At 42.1% G+C, this 23484-nt stretch carries 22 protein-coding genes; 16 read left to right on the top strand and 6 right to left on the bottom strand.

Features of this window, described 5'->3' with window-relative positions; all coding sequences use genetic code 11:
• Window positions 1-216: 216 nt before the first annotated feature.
• Entirely contained in the window at window positions 217-2394 is a 2178-nt protein-coding gene (locus ABPH35_RS06200) for an LTA synthase family protein (RefSeq protein WP_349988642.1), read from the bottom strand.
• Between the two features lie 125 nt (window positions 2395-2519).
• On the opposite strand from ABPH35_RS06200, the gene ABPH35_RS06195 reads away from it, so the two are divergent.
• The 9 genes from ABPH35_RS06195 (at window position 2520) to ABPH35_RS06155 (ending at window position 11254) form a co-directional block, all read left to right on the top strand.
• Entirely contained in the window at window positions 2520-3683 is a 1164-nt protein-coding gene (locus ABPH35_RS06195; protein WP_349988643.1) for a class I SAM-dependent rRNA methyltransferase, read from the top strand.
• Window positions 3680-4354 carry a type I 3-dehydroquinate dehydratase gene (gene aroD, locus ABPH35_RS06190; RefSeq protein ID WP_349988644.1) on the top strand — a complete coding sequence of 225 codons (675 nt, stop codon included), beginning with the start codon at window positions 3680-3682 and terminating at the stop codon, window positions 4352-4354. The genes ABPH35_RS06195 and aroD overlap by 4 nt, the downstream gene beginning before the upstream one ends.
• Window positions 4355-5521, top strand: a complete 1167-nt coding sequence (gene aroC / locus ABPH35_RS06185) for a chorismate synthase (RefSeq protein WP_349988645.1) — start codon at window positions 4355-4357, stop codon at window positions 5519-5521. It begins immediately after the preceding gene.
• Window positions 5522-5529: 8 nt separating this feature from the next.
• Complete coding sequence (locus ABPH35_RS06180) at window positions 5530-6633, top strand: prephenate dehydrogenase (protein WP_368849668.1); 1104 nt, start codon at window positions 5530-5532, stop codon at window positions 6631-6633.
• Window positions 6634-6642: 9 nt separating this feature from the next.
• Entirely contained in the window at window positions 6643-6981 is a 339-nt protein-coding gene (locus tag ABPH35_RS06175) for a YlbF/YmcA family competence regulator (protein ID WP_349988647.1), read from the top strand.
• 548 nt (window positions 6982-7529) lie between these two features.
• On the top strand, window positions 7530-8501 hold the full coding sequence (locus ABPH35_RS06170; RefSeq protein WP_349988648.1) for an ABC transporter substrate-binding protein: 972 nt from the start codon (window positions 7530-7532) through the stop codon (window positions 8499-8501).
• Window positions 8502-8518: 17 nt separating this feature from the next.
• A complete protein-coding gene (locus ABPH35_RS06165) occupies window positions 8519-9487 on the top strand; it encodes an ABC transporter substrate-binding protein (RefSeq protein WP_349988649.1) in 969 nt (322 codons plus the stop codon).
• Window positions 9488-9546: 59 nt separating this feature from the next.
• Window positions 9547-10443 carry an ABC transporter permease gene (locus ABPH35_RS06160; RefSeq protein WP_349988650.1) on the top strand — a complete coding sequence of 299 codons (897 nt, stop codon included), beginning with the start codon at window positions 9547-9549 and terminating at the stop codon, window positions 10441-10443.
• 10 nt (window positions 10444-10453) lie between these two features.
• Window positions 10454-11254, top strand: coding sequence for an ABC transporter ATP-binding protein (locus ABPH35_RS06155; RefSeq protein WP_349988651.1), 801 nt, complete (start codon window positions 10454-10456; stop codon window positions 11252-11254).
• A gap of 621 nt (window positions 11255-11875) precedes the next feature.
• Here ABPH35_RS06155 and aroB read toward each other — a convergent pair.
• The 4 genes from aroB to ABPH35_RS06135 are packed head-to-tail and all read right to left on the bottom strand — an operon-like array spanning window position 11876 to window position 15989.
• Window positions 11876-12943: a 3-dehydroquinate synthase gene (gene aroB, locus ABPH35_RS06150; protein WP_349988652.1), complete on the bottom strand. Its 1068-nt coding sequence runs from the start codon at window positions 12941-12943 to the stop codon at window positions 11876-11878.
• Between the two features lie 15 nt (window positions 12944-12958).
• Window positions 12959-13825 carry a shikimate dehydrogenase gene (locus ABPH35_RS06145; protein WP_349988653.1) on the bottom strand — a complete coding sequence of 289 codons (867 nt, stop codon included), beginning with the start codon at window positions 13823-13825 and terminating at the stop codon, window positions 12959-12961.
• Window positions 13826-13867: 42 nt separating this feature from the next.
• Entirely contained in the window at window positions 13868-14905 is a 1038-nt protein-coding gene (locus ABPH35_RS06140) for a 3-deoxy-7-phosphoheptulonate synthase (RefSeq protein ID WP_349988654.1), read from the bottom strand.
• Between the two features lie 34 nt (window positions 14906-14939).
• Entirely contained in the window at window positions 14940-15989 is a 1050-nt protein-coding gene (locus ABPH35_RS06135) for a 3-deoxy-7-phosphoheptulonate synthase (RefSeq protein WP_349988655.1), read from the bottom strand.
• Window positions 15990-16217: 228 nt separating this feature from the next.
• Here ABPH35_RS06135 and ABPH35_RS06130 point away from each other — a divergent pair, with 228 nt between their 5' ends.
• From ABPH35_RS06130 to rlmD, 6 genes are all read left to right on the top strand, one after another.
• Window positions 16218-17144: an L-lactate dehydrogenase gene (locus tag ABPH35_RS06130; protein ID WP_349988656.1), complete on the top strand. Its 927-nt coding sequence runs from the start codon at window positions 16218-16220 to the stop codon at window positions 17142-17144.
• Between the two features lie 95 nt (window positions 17145-17239).
• A complete protein-coding gene (aroA, locus tag ABPH35_RS06125) occupies window positions 17240-18526 on the top strand; it encodes a 3-phosphoshikimate 1-carboxyvinyltransferase (protein ID WP_349988657.1) in 1287 nt (428 codons plus the stop codon).
• Between the two features lies 1 nt (window position 18527).
• Window positions 18528-19019 carry a shikimate kinase gene (locus ABPH35_RS06120; RefSeq protein ID WP_349988658.1) on the top strand — a complete coding sequence of 164 codons (492 nt, stop codon included), beginning with the start codon at window positions 18528-18530 and terminating at the stop codon, window positions 19017-19019.
• Window positions 19010-19837: a prephenate dehydratase gene (pheA, locus tag ABPH35_RS06115; RefSeq protein ID WP_349988659.1), complete on the top strand. Its 828-nt coding sequence runs from the start codon at window positions 19010-19012 to the stop codon at window positions 19835-19837. Before ABPH35_RS06120 ends, pheA begins: the two co-directional genes overlap by 10 nt.
• 12 nt (window positions 19838-19849) lie before the next feature.
• Entirely contained in the window at window positions 19850-21166 is a 1317-nt protein-coding gene (locus ABPH35_RS06110) for an LCP family protein (protein ID WP_349988660.1), read from the top strand.
• 137 nt (window positions 21167-21303) lie between these two features.
• Window positions 21304-22674: a 23S rRNA (uracil(1939)-C(5))-methyltransferase RlmD gene (gene rlmD / locus ABPH35_RS06105; protein WP_368849667.1), complete on the top strand. Its 1371-nt coding sequence runs from the start codon at window positions 21304-21306 to the stop codon at window positions 22672-22674.
• 317 nt (window positions 22675-22991) lie between these two features.
• On the opposite strand, the gene ABPH35_RS06100 is transcribed toward rlmD, so the two are convergent.
• Window positions 22992-23213: a helix-turn-helix domain-containing protein gene (locus ABPH35_RS06100; RefSeq protein ID WP_368849670.1), complete on the bottom strand. Its 222-nt coding sequence runs from the start codon at window positions 23211-23213 to the stop codon at window positions 22992-22994.
• Between the two features lie 135 nt (window positions 23214-23348).
• Here ABPH35_RS06100 and ABPH35_RS06095 point away from each other — a divergent pair.
• The coding region (locus tag ABPH35_RS06095) for a recombinase family protein (RefSeq protein ID WP_368849669.1) at window positions 23349-23484 on the top strand (136 nt) is incomplete at its 3' end.

Raw genomic sequence — 23484 nt, 5'->3', positions numbered from 1 at the left:
AAGACTGGATTGTTTGATGATCGACCTGATAGTGTTTACTAAGTTGGGTAAGCGACTGTTCTTGGTGAAGTAATAAGCAAACAATTTCTAACTTTTCTTCTACTGATTTTGGACTTCTTTTGGACATATGAAAACTCCCCTTATAGTGTCTAGTGAATTTTTGTTTTTTCACTGTCTACTATATGGGGAGTATATCACATGATAGGGAGATCTTTTTTATTTCTCTTCTTCTGTGCTGCTGGATGAGCTGCTTGCTGCTGTCGAGGCAGTAGTAGCGGCTGTCGTCTGCTCATGGAGTATACGATAGCTTTTGGCTTGGAAGAGGTCTACGGTGGACTGATTGCCACGTTGACTGTAAAGGCTGGTCGATTGGCTACCGAGTTCTTTTTCAATCTCTAATTCTTTATCAAGAGAATGGAGATAGGAATAGTCCTTCGGATTGACAGGAGGTAGTCCATTGTCCAAGAAACGGATGAGATCACCTGTCTGGATCGCATCACTTGCCCGAAGTTGGGCATTGGTTGCTTCTTTAATCGTCTCGATGGTGTTTTGTGTGTTTTCATCGGGATTGGTGATTTCTTCACCGGTTTGAGTATAGTAGAGTTTGCCAGAGTAGCTGGTATAGGTAGGGGTGATGAAATTTCCGGGAGTTCGTAGGGAAACGATTTGTTTGTTTTCCTTTGAGAGTAAGTCTTGTCCGACTTGGAGGTACTTGGTCGAGTCAATGCCAAGGAGGTGCTCCAGTGTTGGCAGGGCATCGATTTCACCACCAAATGTATCAATGATACGTCCCTTGTTCATTCCTGGGATGACAATCATATAGGGGACGCGTTGGAGCATGGCATTGTCGTAGTCCGTCCATGTTTCTGGATCTTTTCCAAGAAGTGGCGCCAGACTTGGATTGCGGGAGTTTGAAATGCCATAGTGGTCTCCGTAGAGGACAATGATGGATTTTTCATAGAGCCCGGTTGCCTTTAAGTAGTCAAAGAAGGCTTTGATAGAGGCGTCTAGGTAATTTGCGGTAGCAAAGTAGCCGTTGATGGTTTCATCTTTTGTATTGGCTAAAGGAAAGCCTTTCTCATCACCTGAGAGGCTTGTTGTGTAGGGGTAGTGATTGGAAACCGTGATAAATTTTGTATAGAACGGCTGCTGTAAGTGTTCAAAGTAGGGGATTGCATCGGTGAACATGACTTTATCATTTAAGCCATATTCAAATGAATTTTCTGCATTGGTCTCCGTGAAATAGGTTTTATCGAAAAAGTAGTTATAGCCCCATTGTTTATAGGTATTGTTTCGATTCCAGAAACCGCCAGCATTTCCATGAAAGACAGCAGATGTGTAGCCTGCTTCTTGAGATAGGATATAAGGCGCAGCCTGCTGGGTGTTGCTACCACCGTATTGAACCATGAAGGAGCCTTGATTGAGTCCAAAGAGGGAGGTTTCTATCATGGTTTCAGCATCGGAAGTCTTTCCTGCTTTGACCTGGTTGAAGAAGTTGGAAAAGGCAAAGGTAGAATCGGAGTGGTAGAGAGAGTTGAGGAAGGGGGTCACTTCGTACTCTTTGTCTTCGACCTTGAGTTTGTAGTCAATGATAAATTGTTGCAAACTTTCTAGATGAAGGTAGATGACATTGCGCCCTTTAGCCATGCCAAAGTACTCATCATTTGGCTTGGCGTAGTGTTCGGTTACATATTGTTGAACGGGAGCTAGGTCTTCGGGGTTAGCTTCAGATCGGTCTTTGTGGGCATTGTAGGTCTGGTAGGCATTATAGCCAAGAAAGGATGGCAGACCGAGCGCGCGCACGATATAGGTGTTTGAAAAGCCACGTGTCAAAAGTTCAGGGCGGTCAATCTCTGCGAGAAAGAGGTTGACTGAAAAGAGCATGACAGATAGGGCAGTGACTGCAAAACTAGCTCGTTTGTTGAAGGGTTTGGGATCAACGGGAATCTTCTTTTTGGCTAAGAAATAGGCAAACACGATGAAATCGAGGAAATAGGTAAAGTCCCAGAATCTGAGGGATTTCACTGTTGTTTGCAGAAGACCTGCTGCGACGCTAGAGCTAGCCAACATGGTCGAAATCGAGATGTAATCTGAAAACTCTCTAAAGTAGAGTGTATTCGAAAAGAGCCATAAAAATAGCAAAAAGTAAAGAAATCCTGCGATCCGGTAAAACCATTTTGTGGATTTGACATAAAGAGCTAATCCGATAAAGAGGAGTCCAATCGGAAGTGGATTGATAAAGAGAATGAAATTCTGATAAAAACCTTTGGTATCTAAATTGAAATCAATGAGGTAAGCCCATAGTGTCTTTATCCAGTAGACTGTTACGAGAACGAGGACAAAGCCAATTCTTGAACGCAAGATTTTTGAGAAGAGATAGCGATTTTTGTTCACAAGAGCTTCCTTTCTTTTTATAGTCTATTTCATAAAATCTTAGTCCATTATACCATATTTTTAAAATATCCTTTAATGGGAGGAGTTTTTTTGAGTTATAATCGAAATTTTGGTATAATAAACTGATGAATACCGTAACTGTAAGTCCCAATGTGGAGCGAAAAATACAGCAGGGGATTTGTGTGCTGCAGGCACAAGATTTTCCTCTTCTTGAGATAGAAAATACCGTGGTCCAGTTGCTGAATCAGCAGGGGCAATTTTTAGGTCAAGCCTATCTTTCTGTACAACATAAGGGGATTGGCTGGCTGGTTTCGAAGAAAAAAGAACCGATAAATCAGGCATTCTTTCAACAGTTGTTTGAGGAAGCTAGGAGAAAAAGGCAGCCTTTTGAAGTGTCAAAGGTGACAACAGCTTACCGTTTGTTTAACCAAGATGGAGATGGATTAGGCGGAGTGACGATAGACCGCTATGGTGATTATGCGGTCTTTTCGTGGTACAATGAATATATTTATTCCATAAAAGATAAAATTGTGGCGGCCTTTCAAGCTGTTTTTCCAGATTTACTAGGAGCTTATGAAAAGATTCGTTTCAAGGGATTGGACTACGAGTCTGCCCATCTCTACGGGCAGGAAGCGCCAGCGGAGTTTACCATTTTCGAAAATGGTGTTGCCTATCAAGTCTTTTTAAATAATGGCTTGATGACGGGGATTTTTCTGGATCAGCATGAGGTGAGAGGGGCGCTAGTTGATGGATTTGCAGCTGGTAAGAGTCTCTTGAATATGTTTTCTTATACGGCAGCTTTTTCAGTAGCAGCAGCAATGGGTGGGGCTAGAGAGACGACATCGGTGGATTTGGCCAAGCGTTCGAGAGAATTATCGGAAGCCCATTTTCAGGCTAATGGCCTATCGTTAGATTCTCATCGTTTTATTGTGATGGATGTCTTTGACTACTTTAAATACGCAAAACGCAAAGGATTGTCTTATGATGTCATTGTTCTTGACCCGCCGAGCTTTGCCCGCAATAAAAAGCAGACCTTCTCTGTTGCCAAGGATTACCATAAGCTGATTGCCCAATCGCTTGAAATTCTCAAGCCTGGCGGACAGCTTATCGTTTCCACCAATGCGTCGAATGTAGGGATTGAAAAGTTTCGAAAAGAAATTGAAAAAGGATTTGCAGGGCGTAAGCACCGCTATCTTGCAACCTATCGCCTACCAAGCGATTTTGCAGTCAACAAAAATGATGAAAGTAGTAATTACCTCAAGGTCTTTACGATACAGGTAGAAAGATGAAAATAGTAGTTCCAATTATGCCTCGCAGTATGGAGGATGTTGAACAGATTGATTTGACTAGACTTGAAACGGCAGATTTGATTGAGTGGCGGGCGGATTATCTTCCAAAGGATGAGATTTTGCGAGTAGCTCCAGCTGTTTTTGAAAAATTTGTTGGCCGTGAGGTGATTTTTACGCTCCGAACTAGCCGTGAGGGTGGTCATATTGAACTCTCTGATGCGGAGTATATTCACTTGCTGAAAGAGATTGCTAATCTCTTTCAGCCTGAATATATTGATTTTGAGTATTACTCTCATAAGGAAGTCTTTGAGGAGATGCTAGCCTTTCCAAATCTGGTGTTGAGCTATCATAATTTTAAGGAGACACCTGAAAATTACATGGAAATCATGTCTGAATTGACCAGTCTATCTCCTGCTGTTGTCAAAATGGCTGTTATGGCACATACAGAGCAGGATGTGTTGGATGTGATGAACTATACCCGTGGTTTTAAATCGCTCAACGCAGAACAGGCATATGCGACCATGTCCATGGGGAAATTAGGGATGTTGTCACGTGTAGCTGGAAGTATCACAGGATCTTGTTGGACCTTTGCTAGTTTGGATGAGGCAAGTGCTCCAGGACAGATTTCATTAGCAAACATACAAAAAATATTGGCAGTATTGGAGGAATAGATGCGTTATTTAACAGCAGGCGAGTCGCATGGCCCGCGTTTAACTGCGATTATCGAGGGTGTACCAGCAGGCTTGCCTTTAACGGCAGCAGACATCAATACAGACTTGAAACGTCGCCAAGGTGGATACGGTCGTGGGGCAAGAATGCAGATTGAAAGAGACCAGGTTGAAATCACCTCTGGTGTACGACATGGGAAGACAACAGGGGCCCCTATCACGCTTCATGTCCTCAATAATGATCATCAGAAATGGTTGGATATTATGGCGGTTGAAGATATTGAGGACCGTCTGAAGAGCAAGCGCAGGATTAAACACCCACGACCAGGTCATGCTGATTTGGTCGGTGGTATCAAGTATCGTTTTGATGACTTGCGCAATTCATTGGAACGTTCAAGTGCGCGTGAGACAACGATGCGAGTCGCAGTGGGGGCTGTCGCTAAGCGCTTGCTGGCAGAATTGGCTATCGATATTGCAAACCATGTGGTGGTCTTTGGTGGAAAAGAGATTGATGTCCCTGAAGGACTGACAGTCGAAGAAATTCGGATGCGTGCCAGCCAATCAGAAGTTTCAATTGTCAATCCAGAACGAGAAGAAGAAATCAAGGATTATATTGACCAAGTCAAACGTGACGGTGATACCATTGGTGGAATTGTCGAGACGATTGTGGGCGGCGTTCCAGTAGGCCTTGGTTCCTATGTCCAATGGGATCGCAAGTTGGATGCCAAGATTGCCCAAGCTGTTGTCTCCATCAATGCCTTTAAGGGCGTCGAATTTGGTCTTGGTTTTCAAGCGGGGTACCTACAAGGTAGCCAGGTCATGGATGAGATTATCTGGTCCAAGGAGACAGGCTATACGCGTTCTAGTAACAATCTAGGTGGTTTTGAAGGTGGAATGACCAATGGTCAACCGATTGTAGTACGTGGTGTGATGAAGCCTATTCCTACCCTATACAAACCATTGATGTCAGTTGATATGGATACGCATGAACCTTACAAGGCAACAGTCGAACGCTCTGATCCGACTGCCTTACCAGCAGCAGGTGTGGTGATGGAAGCCGTTGTAGCAACGGTTCTTGCAACAGAAATCCTTGAGAAATTTTCATCTGATAACCTGGACGAATTGAAAGAAGCGGTGGAGCAACACAGGACCTTTGTGAAGGAATTTTAAAGACAGCAATGACAAAAACGATTTATATTGTAGGATTGGGCTTGATTGGAAGCTCAATCGCCTTAGGGATTCGCAGGAATCATCCTGATGCTCGTATTGTGGGCTATAACCGTGGCGAACAGTCGCGAACTATTGCTTTAGAACAGGGAATTGTGGATGAAGCAAGTGCTGATTTTAGGCAATTCGTTGGAGAAGCAGATGTCATCTTCCTCTGCGTACCGATTCAACAAACGATTCAGTTTATCAAGGAATTGGCTCAACTGCCCCTAAAAGAAACGGTTTTGGTGACGGATGCAGGTTCAACTAAAGAAGCCATTGTAGCAGCTGCTGAGACCTACCTATCTCATAGGCAGGTGAATTTTATTGGCGGGCATCCTATGGCGGGAAGTCATAAGTCAGGAGCGATGGCAGCGGATGTCAACTTATTTGAAAATGCCTATTATATCTTGACGCCGAGCACGTTGACACAAAAAGATGCGATTCCACGCTTGAAGGATATTCTCTCAGGTCTACATGCCCGCTTTGTGGAAATTGATGCGGCAGAGCATGACCGTGTGACCAGTCAAATTTCACATTTCCCCCATGTGTTAGCTTCCAGTTTGATGCACCAGGCAGGGGATTATCAAGAGGCTCATCCCTTTACCCAGCAGTTTGCGGCGGGTGGTTTTCGAGATATGACACGGATTGCAGAAAGTGAGCCAGGCATGTGGACGAGTATTCTGCTGACCAATAAAGAGAGTATTATTGAGCGTTTGGCTGAATTTGGCGAGCGTTTAAAGACGGTTCGAGAGATGATCGCATCAGGTGATGAAGAAGCTATCTGGCACTTTTTTGATCAAGGTCGGCGGATTCGAAAGGAAATGGAAATCCATAAGCGGGCTGGAGTTGATAGTTTCTACGACCTCTTTATCAATATTCCGGACCAAGAAGATGCGATTCTAACGGTCTTGGAAAAATTACGTGGTATTTCGGTTGTGAATATTCGTATCAATGAGGATAATCGTGCGGATATTTATGGTATTTTACAGATTACATTTAAAAATAAAGAAGATTTGGAGCGGGCTGAGCAGATTATCCATGAGCAGACCAGTTATCAAGTGTTCGTAGATTAGGAGACAATTATGGCACAAAATATCTATGATATTGCAAATGAATTGGAACGCAGCATTCGCCAGCTTCCAGAATATAAAGCGGTAGAAGCAAGCAAGGCTGCTATTGAAGAAAACAAGGAAGCTAAGGATATTCTCGAAAAGTATGTTGCTTTCCAACGAGAGATTCAACAGCAACTACAGTCTGGACAAATGCCCAGCAGTGATTTGCAGCAAACCTTGCAGGATTTTAACCAGAAAATTCAAGACAATAGCTTGTTGACTGATTATTTTAGCAAACAACAGCAACTGTCTGTCTACATTGCCGATTTGGAAAAAATTATTTTCAAACCCTTGAATGATTTATTGTAAAAGAAAGCGGTTTAGTCCGCTTTTTTTACTGAAATCGTCACATTGTTCAAAAAAGTTGAAAAAATCTGACAATTTATGTATAAAAATTCTTGACAAATGGATAAAAATATTTTATTATTTTAATAACCTAAAAGAAATGAGAAATGGAGAACTACGATATGTTGGTGAGTTGCCAGTTAACAGCAAGCAATCATACATATTTCTACAGCTATTTTAGATAGTGTTTGTAGACATGGGAACATGGATACAAACACGGGAACGTTACGTTTGTATCTATGTGGCTGTGGTAGTTTTGACGATGCCTACATAGATGAAGATACATCTAGCTGGCACGTCCAATCAGTCTGTTTTCATTTTACAGTTGAATTGAGGGACCGTTTAGATGTATCTGAGACGGTCCTGTTTTTGTATCCAAGGCCACTATCTTGGCTGAATTCATTACGTACGGAGGGGACGCCTGATGGGGTGGTGAAACTAGAAATAGCATGAGGGCAGTTACTCATTTCTAAGGGAACAACATTCTATTTATTCATCAAAGGAGATTTAACATGGGGTTTAAACGATTTTTAGTTGGTTCAGTTGCTTTTCTTTCAACAGTAGCACTTGCAGCTTGTAGTACTGGAGATAAATCAGCATCATCAGATGAGGATGCTGTCAAAGTAGGGATTATCCAATACGCGGAACATGAAGCTCTTTCATCAGCTCGCAAAGGTTTTCTGGAAGCACTTGACAAGGCTGGTTTTGCAGAAGGAAAAAATCTGACCGTTGATTACCAAAATGCCCAAGGGGACCAAGCCAACCTCCAAACGATGGTGGAGCAATTAGCTGGAAAAAACAATGTCAACTTTGCGATTGCAACACCAGCCGCTCAAGCCCTCTTGAGTGCAGATAGTGAGACACCGTCTGTCTTTACAGCAGTAACCGATCCGGTTGAAGCAGGTTTGGTCGATTCCCTAACAGCACCAGGAGGTAGTATGACAGGTTCGATTGATGCGACTGATGTCGCTGGTCAGATTGACATGCTGGTTAAGGTTGTGCCAAATGCTAAGACCTTTGGAATCTTTTATAACTCAAGCGAAGTGAATTCAGAAGTACAAGCTAAGGAAGCGAAAAAATTATTAGAAGAAAAAGGCAAAAAAGTAGTGATTAAGACAGTGACGTCAACCAATGATGTGCAACAAGCTGTAACATCATTAGCTGGTCAGGTTGAAGCCATTTACTTGCCAACAGATAATACAGTAGCTTCAACAGCTTCTACCATTGGAGATGTCCTCATGAAAGCCAAAGTTCCAGCTATGGGAAGTGATGAAGCAGTCTTAGAAGCGACCCTCTTTACATACGGTGTGGACTACCATGCTATTGGTGTACAGGCTGGTGAATTAGCCGTTAGCATCTTGAAAGGGGAGAAGCCTGCAGACTTAGCAGTCAAAACACCTGAAACTGCGGCTGTCGCTGTTAATGAAGAAATGGCAAAAGCAGTTGGTATTGATCCAGCAACGATTAAAGAATTAGGAAAATAATAGTGGAGAGATAGTCTATGGATAAAATTGGAAAATATATACGCAACCTGTCAATGGTTGCCCTTGGCGCACTGGCTTTAGCTGGCTGTGCAACTTCAAGCAGTAAGAATGCAGATACAGTAAAAGTGGGCATTTTACAATACATGGAACATGATTCGCTATCAGCTGCTCGTAAAGGATTTATAGCAGAATTAGAAGAAAATGGCTACAAGGAAGGCGAAAAAATCACTCTTGATTACCAAAATGCCCAAGGGGATCAAGCTAATCTCCAAACCATTTCTGAGCAATTAGTCGGCGATAATGATTTGATTTTAGCCATTGCAACGCCAGCTGCCCAGAGTTTAGCAACAGCGTCAACAGATACACCTGTTCTATTTACCGCTGTAACGGATCCCTTATCAGCTGATTTGGTCAGTTCAATGGAGGAACCTGGAGGTATGCTGACAGGAACGAGCGACCAAGCGCCGATTGATAAACAGATTGAGTTGCTTGGCAAGGCTGTTCCACAGGCCAAAACAGTTGGTATCTTATATACAACGAGCGAACGCAATTCAGAAGTACAGGTGGAAGCAGCCAAGCCCTTGCTTGAAAAGGCAGGTTATAAGGTAGTGGTTAAAGGAATCTCAACGACCAATGATGTCCAAGATGCAGCGACAAGTCTGATGAAATCAGTTGATGCAATCTTTATTCCAACGGATAATACGGTGGCTTCAACCATGACCATGATTGGGGAATTATCTCTTCAGTACAAGGTACCTGTTATCGGTGGTTCAACAGATATGGTCGATGAAGGCGGTTTGCTCACCTATGGAACAAACTATGAAGCCTTGGGGCGTCAGACAGCTAAAATGGCGATAAAGATTATTGAGGGAGCAGCTCCTGCCAATACAGCTGTTGAATACCCAGAAACGGTTAGCCTTCACGTTAATGAAGAAATGGCTAAAAAATTAGGTATTGACCTAGCGGTACTTTCTGTATCAAAATAACAGCGGACGAAAAAGGAAGCAAATGGAGAAAAACAGCTTCCCAAACAAAGGAGAACATTGTGGATCTGATATTATCAAGTATATCGCAAGGCCTATTGTGGTCGATTATGGCGATTGGAGTTTATTTAACATTTCGTATTTTAGATATTGCTGACTTGACGGCTGAAGGAGCCTATCCTTTGGGAGCAGCAGTCTGCGCAACAGGTATTGTCAATGGGATCAATCCTTTACTAGCTACCCTCCTTGCTTTTGTAGGAGGGATGCTAGCAGGGCTTATTTCAGGTTTATTGCATACCAAGCTGAAAATTCCTGCTCTTTTAACGGGGATTGTCACGTTAACAGGTTTGTATTCGATTAACTTGAAAATCCTTGGTAAGGCCAATGTGGCGCTCTTACGCCAGCAGACCTTGGTGACCCAATTGCAGAAAATGGGCTTGAGTAAAACCTATGCGGTTCTGCTGATTGGTGCGATTTTTGTCGTATTGGTGATTGTTCTGTTGACTTTATTGTTAAATACCCAGGTTGGTCTTGCCCTTCGTTCAACAGGGGATAATATTCCAATGAGTGAAGCCAATGGTATCAATGTTGATAGAATGAAGATTTACGGCTACATGCTGTCAAATGGGCTGATTGCCCTCTGTGGAGCACTCTTGACGCAAAACAATGGCTATGCAGACTTGAACTCGGGGACTGGAACCATCGTCATTGGTCTTGCCTCTGTCATTATTGCAGAAGTAATTTTACGCAATTTACGTATTGGCTGGCGGTTGGCCTCTGTCGTTCTAGGCTCTGTCATCTATCGTTTGATTATCTTAGCGATTCTAGAAATTCCTGGTATGGATGCTGACTTGGTGAAATTGTTCTCAGCAACACTGCTTGCCTTTGTTCTCTTTGTACCAGAATTGCAGAAAAAATTACAGATTCGTAAGCCGAATCTGTCTGGAAAATCAGCTTAGGAGGAAAAACATGAAAACTATTTTATCCATCCAAGAGATTCATAAGACCTTCGAAGCAGGAACCATCAATGAAAATCATGTGCTACGTGGGATGAATTTAGACGTTCAAGAAGGAGATTTCATCTCCATTATTGGGGGAAACGGTGCAGGGAAATCAACCTTGATGAACAGCCTTGCAGGTGCTTTGACTGTTGATTCAGGTGACATTTTACTGGAAGGTAAGTCAATAAAGAATGTTCCTGCTGCTAAACGTGCGCGTGACATCAGCCGTGTCTTTCAAGATCCGAAAATAGGAACCGCTTCTCGCTTGACCATTGAAGAAAATATGGCAGTTGCTTATCGCCGTGGTCTTTCTCGTGGTTTGAGCTGGGGGGTAAAAGACAGCGAACGCAAGATTTTTAAGGAAGCACTAAAAGAGTTGGACTTGGGACTTGAAAATCGCATGAAGGTAGACACCCAATTTTTATCAGGTGGTCAGCGCCAAGCTCTGACCTTGCTTATGGCTTCCTTGGTTAAACCAAAAGTTTTATTATTGGATGAGCATACAGCAGCCCTTGATCCTAAGACCAGTGATATGGTCATGAAACTGACCCAAAAAATTGTGGAGAAAGACAAGTTGACTGCCTTGATGATTACCCATAATATGGAAAATGCGATTGAATACGGTAATCGTCTCGTTATGCTTCACCAAGGTCGCATTGTGGTTGATGTCCAAGGAGAAGAAAAAGCCAATCTGACAGTTCAAGATTTAATGGATCTGTTCCACAAAAATAGTGGTCAAAAATTGACAGATGACGAAATGATGCTCTAATACTCAGTTCATTTCAAAAAAGAACACAATATTTCGAATGTATCGTCTTTGGCTCACTTCGTGCAATCCATTTTATTAAAAAATAGATATTTATAAGATGAAATAGCTATTTTTGATTTTGAATGAGTATTACTAGCATTTAGAGAGGCTGGGACAAAAGTCCAACCCTAAATATAAAAAACGAGCAAAACTAGTTTTTTGACACTCAGAATTCTGTTTTGTTCGCTTTTTATATTTAATTTACCAATTTAAAGGATTGATGATAAAGAATTTCAAAAATAAAAATCTTTTTGTCCCAGTCTCCAGCAACTTTATTCAGGGTTTATTTTTCGTTACTCATCGTTGCTTTTTTTCGAAATACAGTCAGTATTCCTTCAAAAAATGCCTTGATTATCGTAAAATAAGTTCTCGATTAGAATTACTTCGCTTATGAATACAGGTTCTTAGTCTGTCAATTTTCCTTAAAAATTTCTTCACTATCTTCTCAGTCTAACAATCTTTGTTGAAAAAATGGTTCCCTATGCTTCCAAGTTTGCTTTTTATTCTATAAAAGGTTTATCCCTTGATTCAGCCAAAGAGTGAAACAAGGGATTATCTAATGGTTTGTGGTGAGGGTAAGGGTTACTTATCTAGGTATTCTTTTATTTCTTCAATGGGAATTTGATGAATGGCGGCTTTTCCGATTTCTGGTACAATGATTGTTTTGATTGATTTTCCGCGTGCTTTTTTATCATGTGTCAAAGCAGCATAGAGTTTATAAGTATTCCACGGCTCATAGGAAACCGGCAGTCCAAATTTCTGACACATGGAACGAATTTGCTGGGTGATACCTGCTGGCATGAGGCCTTTTTGTTCGGCAACATGTGCTAGCTGCACCATTCCAATAGCGACAGCTTCCCCATGCATGACTTCGCCATAGCCTGCAGTTGCTTCAATAGCATGACCAATGGTATGGCCAAAGTTCAAATAGAGTCGCACGCCATTGTCTAATTCATCTTCCACAACAATTTTCCGTTTTACATCACAAGAATGGTAAATCAGACTTTCTGCATGCTCTAGGATGCTCGCAACAGAACCGTCCATTTCATCTAATTCCTGCCACAATTCCACATCTGCAATTAGGCCGTATTTGATGACTTCTCCCATACCTTCGATTAGCTCACGATCACCTAACGTCTGTAGGGTATTAGGATCGATGAGCACGCCATCAGGTTGATAAAATGCTCCGACCATATTTTTGGCATGTGGAGTATTGACTCCTGTTTTCCCACCTATGGAAGAATCAACTTGTGCTGTTAGGCTAGTTGGAATTTGAAGGAAATGAATTCCTCGCATGTAAGTAGCTGCTACAAAACCGGCTAGGTCGCCAACTACGCCACCGCCTAGGGCAATAATGCCATCGCTACGGGTCATGCTATTGGTCACTAGAAATTCATAGGCTAACTGAACGGTTTCCAAGTTTTTACGGGCTTCACCCTCCAAAAATTCAAAAACAAGCACTTCAAATCCTGCCTCTTCCAAACTGGTCTTGACAGTATCAGCGTATAGGCCCCCCACATGGTTATCCGTTATAATTGTGATTTTTTGCGTTGGCCAGACTTGACTGACCCACTCCCCTGCTTTGGCAAGGCTGCCTCTTTCGATGAAGAGTGTATAAGGATGATGCGGAATATTGACGTTTAGTTGCATAACTTCACCAGCTTTCTATCCATGAAATGTTTCTTCTAAGGCTTTCCAAATTGTATCCGTTGGCATGGTTTCTCCTGTCCAAGCCTCAAAGGCTTCGGCTGCTTGAAACAATAACATTCCCAGACCGTTGATTGTTCGGATACCTTTACTACGGGCAAAGGCTAGGAGAGGTGTTTCAAAGGGTTGATAAATGATGTCAGCAACAATGATGGATGCTGGTAGGATACAATCTTGTGGAATAATTATTGTTGAGCCATCCATTCCCACATTGGTGGCATTGATTAATAGATTAGATTGGAGGATTTTTTCTTGTAACAGCTCTGTCTCTTCGATTGGCAAGACCGCAATTTGTACCCCAGTAAGAGCCATTAATTCTGCTGCCTTTTTTTGGGTTTGGTCTAAGGAAGATGAGCGTTTAAAAATATTGATTTGTTTAGCCCCGTTTAAGGCAGCTTGTGCGATAATAGCTAATCCAGCTCCACCTGCCCCTAGAATGGTTAGGGTCTTTTGCTCAACATGAAAAGCAGTCAGACTAGCCAAACTTCTGAAAAATCCGACACCGTCTGTATTATGTCCAATCAGTTTGCCATCGCGATGAATGACGGTATTGACTGCACCAATCAACCGAGCGGAATCAGTTAGTTTATCCATGTAGGGCAAAACTGCTTGTTTATAGGGCATAGAGACATTGATTCCAAACATGTTGTAGCGTTTAATGTTGTCGATTGTTACTGCCAAGTCACTTTCTGGAATGTCCCATGCGACATAAACCCCATTTACTCCAGTTTGTTGAAAAGCCTGATTGTGGATAAAGGGTGAGATAGAGTGGCGAATGGGAGTTGCGACAACAGCAGCCAAGCGCGTGTAACCATCAATAATCATAAAACACCTCTTTGAACAAGATTTGATGAACATGGGGAATCGTTAGAGAGCTTGGGATTCTGTCTGGTAGATTTCACGAATCAAGCTTTCTGTTTTTTTCCATCCCAAACAAGGGTCTGTAATGGATTTTCCATAAATATCAGGAGTATCTTGTCGTCCGTCTTCCAAGTATGACTCAATCATAAAACCGCGAACGTATTGACGAATGGATTGATTCCAAGCTCGGTTAATAAGGGTTTGGCGGACGATGCGAATTTGTTCCAAGTAGTTTTTCCCTGAATTATCATGATTGGTATCAATGACGATAAAGGGATTTTTTAAGCCAAATTGTTGGTATTGCTTAATGGTATGGAGGAGATTATCGTAGTAGTAGTTTGGTAGGTTAATCCCCAGTTCATTGTTGGCTCCACGTAAGATAATGTGTGCTAGAGGATTTCCGTCAGTATCAACTTCAGCATCACGATAGATAAAGTTTTGTTGGTTTTGAGCCGCATATACTGCATTGAACATGACAGTCAGATTGCCAGAAGTTGGATTTTTCATGCCAACGGGTGCATCAATTCCAGAAGCAACAAAGCGGTGTTCTTGGTCTTCTACTGAACGTGCGCCAATAGCGTGATAGGATACCAAATCATCTACAAGGGGATAGTTGGCTGAGTAGAGCATCTCATCTGCGGTTGTCAAGCCTGTTTCTGTGATGACCCGATAGTGGAGATTGCGGACTGCCGCAATACCGTTGATTAAGTCTGGTAATTTAGAAGTATCTGGTTGGTGTACCAACCCTTTATATCCTTCGCCATTGGTTCGTGGTTTTGCAGTATAGACCCGCATGACGATGAAGATTTTATCCTTGACTTCTTCTTGCAGTTGGGCAAGGCGATGAGCATAATCAAGGACAGCTTCTTCATTATCTGACGAGCAAGGCCCGATAATGAGAAGGAGACGGTCGTCTTGTCCTGTTATAATCTGGTGGAGTTCGTGATCACGTTCTATTTTTTTAGCTAAAAATTCTCCAGAAAGTTTCGACAAGGCTTTAACCGTTGCTAAATCAATTTTTTCACTTTTTTGATGAATTCCCATGTTATCTGTATAACAGCGCATGAATAGAGAATTTCTATACCGCTGTTCCTTTCTCTTTTCCTAATGTGTCGTAGATTTCTTTTACCAATTGTTCTGTTTTTCCCCAACCAAGACAAGGATCGGTAATGGATTTACCGAAGATTTCAGGCTTGTCTTGCCGTCCGTCTTCTAGGTAGGATTCAATCATGAATCCACGTACAGAACGATGAATCGCTTCATTCCAATCGCGGTTAATCAATGTTTGGCGGACGATGCGAATTTGTTCTAAATGTTTTTTACCAGAGTTATCATGGTTGGTATCAATGATGATAAAAGGATTTTCCAAGTTCATTCGGTGATAGCGGTCAATAGTGTCTAGTAGATTATCATAGTAGTAGTTGGGAATATTCTTGCCAGACTCGTTAACAGCTCCCCGTAGGATAGCGTGTGCCAAGGGATTTCCTGAAGTAGTGACCTCGGCACCATTGAATAGGAAATTTTGCTTTCCTTGGGCAGCATAGATTCCATTAAAGAGAACCGTGAGATTGCCAGAGGTAGGATTTTTCATACCTGTTGGAACATCAATACCAGAAGCAACGAAACGATGTTGCTGATCTTCTACAGAACGAGCCCCAATTGCAACATAGGAAACGAGATCATCAACTAGTGGTAAATTTTCAGGATAGAGCATCTCGTCTGCAGTTGTTAGTCCGGTCTCTGTGATGACTCGATAGTGGAGATTGCGCACAGCTCGAATCCCATTGATTAGATTTGGCTCACCTTTTGCATCTGGTTGGTGAACCAAACCCTTGTAACCTTCTCCATTGGTGCGAGGTTTAGCAGTATAGACCCGCATGACCATGAAAATCCGATCCTTCACTTGCTCTTGTAAGGTAGCTAGCCGGTGTGCATACTCTAAAACAGCCTCTTCGTTATCAGAGGAGCATGGACCAATCACAAGAAGGATACGGTCATCTTCTCCCTTGATAATTGCTTCTAATTCTTGGTCTCTTTTTTTCTTTTGGTTCAGAGCTGGGCCTGTTAATTTTGAAAAACTACGCATTTCCTCAATGCTAATTGTTTCGCTTGCTAAATTGAATACCATTATCATTCCTCTTCATCTCAAAATTATTCCTATTATAACATGTTTGCAATGATTTTTAAAGAAAGATTTCAGAAAATTCAGATGTTACTATCATCTAGCTGTAAAGAGAATGGATCGTGATAGTAACAAGCAAGGGCAGCTACTAGACGATAAAATCATGAAAATCTTCCTTAAATATGGTAGAATACTGACTGAACAGAGCATAATGGCCAAAAAGGAGGAAGAGGTATGGCACGGAAAGTTGGAATTATCGGGCTTGGACATGTTGGGGCTGCGGTCGCACATGGCTTGATTGCACAAGGAGCATTTGATGATTATGTGTTCATTGATCCAGATGAGGCAAAGGTGGCCGCAGAAGCCATGGATTTTTCAGATGCAGCTGCAAATCTTCCCTATCATGCCAATATTATCATCAATGACTATCAGGCTTTGGCAGATGCGGATGTTGTGATTTCAGCCTTGGGCAATATCACGTTGCAGGACAATCCACATGCAGATCGCTTTGCCGAGCTTCCTTTTACTGCAAAAGAAGTTCCGGCAGTAGCCCAGCAATTAAAAGCGGTTGGTTTCAAGGGAATCCTAGTCGTTATTTCCAATCCTGTCGATGTAGTAACTAGTCTCTATCAAGAATATACTGGCCTACCGAAAGACCGTGTAATTGGAACTGGAACCTTGTTAGATACAGCTAGAATGAAGCGGGCAGTTGGTCAACATTTTTCACTCGATCCAAGAAGTGTGCAGGGCTACAATTTAGGGGAACATGGTAATTCTCAATTCACGGCTTGGAGCCAGGTGAAGATAAAAGGACAGATTGTCTGTGATTTCCTCAGCGATACGGAGCGAGCGGAATTGGAAAAAACGGCCATTATGGGAGGGCATACCGTTTTTTATAGCAAGAAATTTACTTCTTATGGCATTGCAAGTAGCACGATTCGTCTTGTGTTGGCCATCGTATCAGACGCCCATGAAGAATTACCAGTCTCTCACTACTATGAGCCTTTAGAGACGTATCTGAGTTACCCAGCCATTGTTGGGCGTTCTGGCATTATTGAGCGAATTCAGTTGCAGCTGACAGCAGAAGAGGAAGAAAAGTTAGCAGCCTCTGCTCGTTTTATTCAGGAAAAAGTTTTAGATAGTCTAGGTAGACAGGACTAGTCATTGTCACTAAAGTGTAATATGAATGTGTTTTCATACAGGAAATCGGTCTTTGATTTTATGGTATAATGAAACAAATAAGAAAGGGATGAATCATGCAATTACAGACGAAGGTAACTCAATTAACTGGAAAACTGCGTGTACCTGGTGATAAGTCAATTAGTCATCGCTCGATCATGTTTGGAAGTTTGGCAGAGGGTGTGACCAAGGTTTACGGAATCTTGCGCGGAGAAGATGTTCTCTCAACCATGCAGGTCTTTCGTGATTTGGGAGTAAAGATTGAAGATACGGGAGACGTCGTTGAAATTCATGGTGTAGGATTTCACGGCTTAAAGGCTCCCCAAAAGCCTCTTGATATGGGAAATTCGGGCACGTCCATTCGCTTGATTTCAGGAGTTTTAGCAGGTCAGCCTTTTGAAGCAGAAATGTTTGGCGATGATAGCCTATCCAAACGTCCTATGGATCGAGTAAGCATCCCCCTTCGGCAAATGGGGGTCGATATGAGTGGCCAGACGGAGCGAGACCTACCACCACTTAGGATAAAAGGCAAGAAAGATCTTCGACCTATCCAGTATCAATTGCCAGTTGCCTCTGCTCAAGTAAAATCAGCTCTGCTGTTTGCGGCTTTACAGGCCGAAGGAGAGTCTGTTATTGTCGAAAAAGAACGGACGCGAAATCATACAGAAGATATGATTCGTCAGTTTGGTGGTAAGATTGAGGTATCGGGTAAGGAAATCCGTATCACAGGTGGTCAGACTTTTACAGCCCAAGAGATTCAGGTGCCAGGTGATATTTCAAGTGCAGCCTTTTGGCTGGTCGCTGGACTCATCGTCCCCAATGCAAAGATTATCTTAGAAAATGTTGGGATAGCAAAAACCAGAACAGGGATTTTGGATGTGATTGAGGCCATGGGGGGAAAGATCAGTCTTCGCCAAGTAGATGAGCGAGCTAAATCAGCTACCATTACAGTAGAAAGTTCAGACTTGCAGGCTACAGAGATTGCTGGGGAAATCATTCCACGCTTGATTGATGAATTGCCCATCATTGCTCTTTTAGCCACACAGGCAAATGGGACAACCATTATCCGTGATGCAGAAGAACTCAAGGTCAAGGAAACAGACCGCATTCAGGTAGTAGCGGATGCCTTAAATAGCATGGGAGCAGCGATTACACCGACAGATGACGGCATGATTATCAAAGGAAAAACACCGCTTCATGGAGCTACGATCAATACTTTTGGTGATCACCGTATTGGGATGATGACAGCTATTGCTAGCCTCTTGGTGCAAAATGGTGAGGTTCACTTGGAGCGAGCGGAAGCCATCAACACGAGCTACCCAAGTTTCTTTGATGATTTACAATTATTGATTGAGGAGAATTAGCATGGCCATTATTTTACTAGGATTTATGGGAGCAGGGAAAACAACGGTTTCCCAGCACATTCAGCGTCCTTTTTATGACATGGATACGATGATTGAAGAAAAGATTGGCATGTCCATTTCTGAATTTTTTGCAAGAAAAGGAGAAGCAGCTTTTCGGAAAATCGAATCGGAGACCTTAGAGGAACTCTTGCAAATCGAGGGTGATATTGTCATCTCAACTGGTGGCGGTGTGGTGATTTCTGAAAAAAATCGCGAATTACTCCGCCAAAATCGGAAATACAATGTCCTTTTAGCGGCCTCTTTTGAAATTTTATATGAGCGAATTAAGCAAGATAGCATTTTTCAACGTCCTCTCTTTTTAAATAACTCTAAAGAGGATTTTCATGGTATCTATGAGCGCCGCATGATGCTCTATGAAGGTCTGTCTGACTTGGTGATCAATACAGACAATCGGACACCAGAAGAAGTAGCAAGGATTATTCAATGTATGTAGCATTTTTGGGTCCAAGGGGCTCCTTTACGCACCAGGTCGCACAACAAGCTTTTCCCACGGCGGATTTAGTGTCGTATGATACTATTACAGAGGTGATGAAAGCTGTTGAGCAAGGGGAGGTGGACTATTCAGTCATTCCAGTTGAAAATTCAATTGAGGGGAGCGTTCATGAAACAATTGACTATCTCTTTCATCAGGCAGACTTACAGGCAGTGGCAGAGGTAGTTCAACCAATTTTTCAGCAGTTAATGGCAATTGAACCCTTGAAAGATATTCAGGTGATTTACTCGCACCCGCAAGCTCTTGCACAGGGGAAAAAATATATTGATGAATATTATCCGCAGGCACGGCTAGAAGCAACCGCTAGTACAGCCTATGCGGCGCGGTTTGTCGCAAATCAGAAAGACAAGCCTTTTGCTGCTATTGCACCCCATGCAGCAGCTCAGGAATATGGACTCCACATTATTGCCCAAGATATTCAAGAAATGAGTCAAAATTTTACGCGCTTTTGGGTCTTGGGAAATAAAGGAGTGACTTTGCCACTGGTGCAGACAACTAGAAAATGTTCGTTAGCTCTCACACTACCAGACAACCTTCCAGGCGCTCTCTATAAGGCTATGTCAGTCTTTGCTTGGCGAGGAATTGATTTGACGAAGATTGAAAGTCGGCCTCTTAAAACGGCTTTGGGAGAATACTTTTTTATCCTTGATGTGGCCCATACTCAGCCAGATTTACTAGGTTATGCTTTAAATGAATTGACAAGCCTAGGGATTACGTATAAGATTTTAGGAGATTATTTTATTTATCAGGCACAGTAAAAGGAAAATACTATGACAAAACAGGACAGTAACCTCACTCATCATGAGGAATTACGATTAGATTATTTACAAAAAAACATTCATTATTTGAATGAGAAAGAACGAAATGAATTGGCTTATTTGCAGTATAAATCGGAGACAGGCCGTCCTCTTTTGTCACGAAAAAAGTCATATACTCCTGAGTACGAAGAGGATGAATGGATAGAAGACTGGGAACCGTATCAAGAAGAGCAAGATAATCTTGAAGATGAATTTGCGGAAATAGAGGCCGACATTATTCCACCCTATCCACGTAGAAAACGGCATTCTTCAACGATTCGGTCAATTGACATTTCGAAGGTGAAGAAGGTTCGAAAGAAGAAAAAAGGGCGAGTAAAGCGTTTCTTCTTATTTCTGGCTGTTGTGGTTCTAGCGATATTTGGGGGCATGGGCTTTATGTTTGTAAAAGGCATGAGTTCGGTTGAGCAAAAAGTGACTTCTGAACAGTTTGCTGGGCAATCCTCAGCGAATGGTGTCAACATTCTTATTTTGGGGACTGATGGTCGCATTGGTGAATCTTCTGCTATAACACGAACGGATTCGATTATGGTACTGAATGTCAATAATCGAGATAAGAAAGTGAAGCTAGTTAGCTTTATGCGGGATACGCTGGTCGATATTGGTGGTAAAGATTATAAATTAAATGTTGCCTACACCTTTGGAGAACAAAATGGAAACCAAGGTGCAGAAAATGTTCGTGAGGTATTAAAAGTGAACTTTGATATTGATGTGCAATATTATGCCTTAGTTGACTTTTCAACTTTTGCAACAGTAATTGATACCCTATTTCCTAAAGGAGTAACCATTGATGCACAATTCGCAACTGTTGGAGGGCAGGCTGTTTCGTCAGTAGATGTGCCAGATGATTTGAGAATGGAAAATGGTGTGGTGCCCAATCAAACCATTTCAGTTGGCCTGCAGCAAATGGACGGTAGAACCTTATTGAATTATGCTCGTTTCCGTAAAGATGATGAGGGAGATTACGGTAGAACCAAGCGGCAACAGCAAGTTTTAGCAGCGATCATGACTCAGGTGAAAGATCCAACTAAGTTATTCACAGGAGCGGAGGCACTTGGAAAAGTCTATGCCTTGACCTCTACTAATATTCCTCAAACTTTTATTGTCACTAATGGACTTTTTGCAGCGCTTGATGCTCGAAATGGAATTGAGCAAACAACCATTCCTGCACTTGGCGACTGGATAGATGAGTATGATGCTTATGGCGGTTTGGGAGTCAAAATTGATTTTGGAAAATATCAGAATCGCTTAAGTGAACTGGGCTTACGATAATTCTCTATTTGCAAAAAATATGCTATACTAAAGGTTAGAACAATTGTTCGGACCTTTTTGATTTTCATCAGCAAGTATCAACATACTTGAAAAGATATACAATGAGAAAGTCGGATTGTAGAATAGAAAGAAGACAGATGATCAAGAAAAATGATGTGATAGAAGTAGATATTGTAGATTTAAGCCATGAGGGGCTAGGAGTTGCCAAAATAGACGGATTGGTCTTTTTGGTAGAGAATGCCTTACCTGATGAAAAAATTCTGATGCATGTGCTTAAAGTCAATAAAAAAATCGGCTATGGAAAAGTCGAAGAGCGATTGACGACTTCGGCAGACAGGAATGAGGCTATTGATGTGACCTATCTCAGATCTGGGATTGCAGATTTGGGGCATTTGACCTATGAAGCGCAGCTAAACTTTAAAACCAAGCAAGTAAAAGATAGTTTGTATAAAATTGCTGGTATAAAGGATATAGAAGTTCCTTTAACGCTTGGTATGGAAAAGCCCTTTGCCTACCGAAACAAGGCACAAGTCCCTGTCCGCCGTGTCAACGGGCAGGTAGAAACAGGATTTTTCCGTAAAAATTCCCATGATTTGATGCCGATTGAGGATTTTTATATCCAACACCCAGAGATTGACCAGGTGATTCTAGCTGTACGTGATTTGCTACGTAGATTTGATATCAAACCCTATGATGAAGACGAAAAAACAGGTCTGGTACGTAATATCATTGTCCGTCGCGGCCATTATTCTGGAGAAATCATGGTGATTTTTGTGACCACTCGGCCAAAGATTTTCCGTATAGAACAACTGATTGAGCTCTTGGTAGACCAATTCCCACAGATAACTTCTATCATGCAAAATATCAATGATCGGAATACCAATGTTATTTTTGGTCCTGAATTCCGCCTCTTGTATGGTAAGGATTGTATTACAGATCAGATGTTGGGGAATAGCTTTGAAATCTCAGCACCTTCCTTTTATCAAGTCAATACGGAGATGGCAGAGCAGCTTTACCGGACTGCTATTGACTTTGCAGATGTTACACCAGATGATACCGTAGTTGATGCTTACTCTGGAATTGGAACGATTGGCTTATCTTTTGCCAAGCATGTTAAGAAGGTCTACGGAGTAGAAGTTGTACCGCAAGCAGTAGAAAATAGTCAGCGCAATGCAGCCTTAAACGGTATCACTAATGCCCATTATGTCTGTGATACGGCTGAGCATGCCATGGAGAACTGGGTCAAAGAAGGCATCAAAGCAAATGTCATTGTCGTTGACCCACCGCGCAAAGGCTTGACAGAAAGCTTTATCAAGGCCAGTTGCCAGATGAATCCAGACAAGATTGTCTACGTGTCCTGTAATGTCGCAACCCTTGCGCGTGATATTAAACACTATGAAGAATTAGGCTACAAGCTCCGTAACATCCAGCCCGTAGACTTATTCCCGCAGACACATCACGTTGAGGCGGTAAGTTTGCTAGTTAAGGAGCAAAGCGACGACGAATAGCAGTTACTTCCGCCCATGCGATAGCTGTCCAAGAGCTAGGTGCCTAGCGATGTAGCGATTAGAGACAGCGAACCGCCGAGTGTGTTACTCTGCTCGTAAAAGCCTAGAAACCTTTGAACGAAAGGGATAGTAAAAAGCCTTGATTGCAAGGCTTTTTGTCGTATAGGGGTAAGTACTAGAGTAAGATTTGAAATTGAACGAGTAGGTTTGATAGCATGATGTTGATGTGATTTATTTCCATAAACTCTAGGGGGTATGGATTTGTTTCCATATACAATGGGTTTATGGGAATAAATGTACCCCTTAATTTATGAAACTCAAGCAATGTTTAGTTTAAGGAAGTAAGAGTTTAGATTTTGATTTTCAGTGAGTATAAGATAAGAACGGTGACGGCCTCCTCGTGCATCATGAGTAAGGGCAGAGAGACCTTCTTGTTCATATTTTTTCACCAAACGCCAGATGGTATCATGAGAGAATCCAATTAAGTCAGAAATGGCTTTATAGGTCAACTTTTGAGAGCGTAAATAGACCGATTGAATCCAGTTGTGATAGGGGGAGAGGTGTTGAACCTTGAGAGCTGATTTGAGTTCTGAGATGTTTTTATTCCACTATTATTTGATGATTATTCATTTTTTGAAATAATAATACTCATCAAAAAATGAAGGAGGTTAACTATGAGATACGGCTATATCCGTGTTTCTACAAAGGAGCAAAATATTGATCGCCAATTGGCAGCAATGTTTGAGGAGGGACTTTGTCAAAAACAATTGTACATTGACAAGATGTCAGGAAAAGATTTTAATCGAACAG

It is taken from the genome of Streptococcus handemini, from assembly GCF_040984445.1.
In the GTDB taxonomy this organism is placed as follows: Bacteria; Bacillota; Bacilli; order Lactobacillales; family Streptococcaceae; genus Streptococcus; species Streptococcus handemini.
The sequence above is the reverse complement of the archived record's forward strand: the minus strand, read 5'-3'. Positions and strand labels throughout refer to the sequence as shown.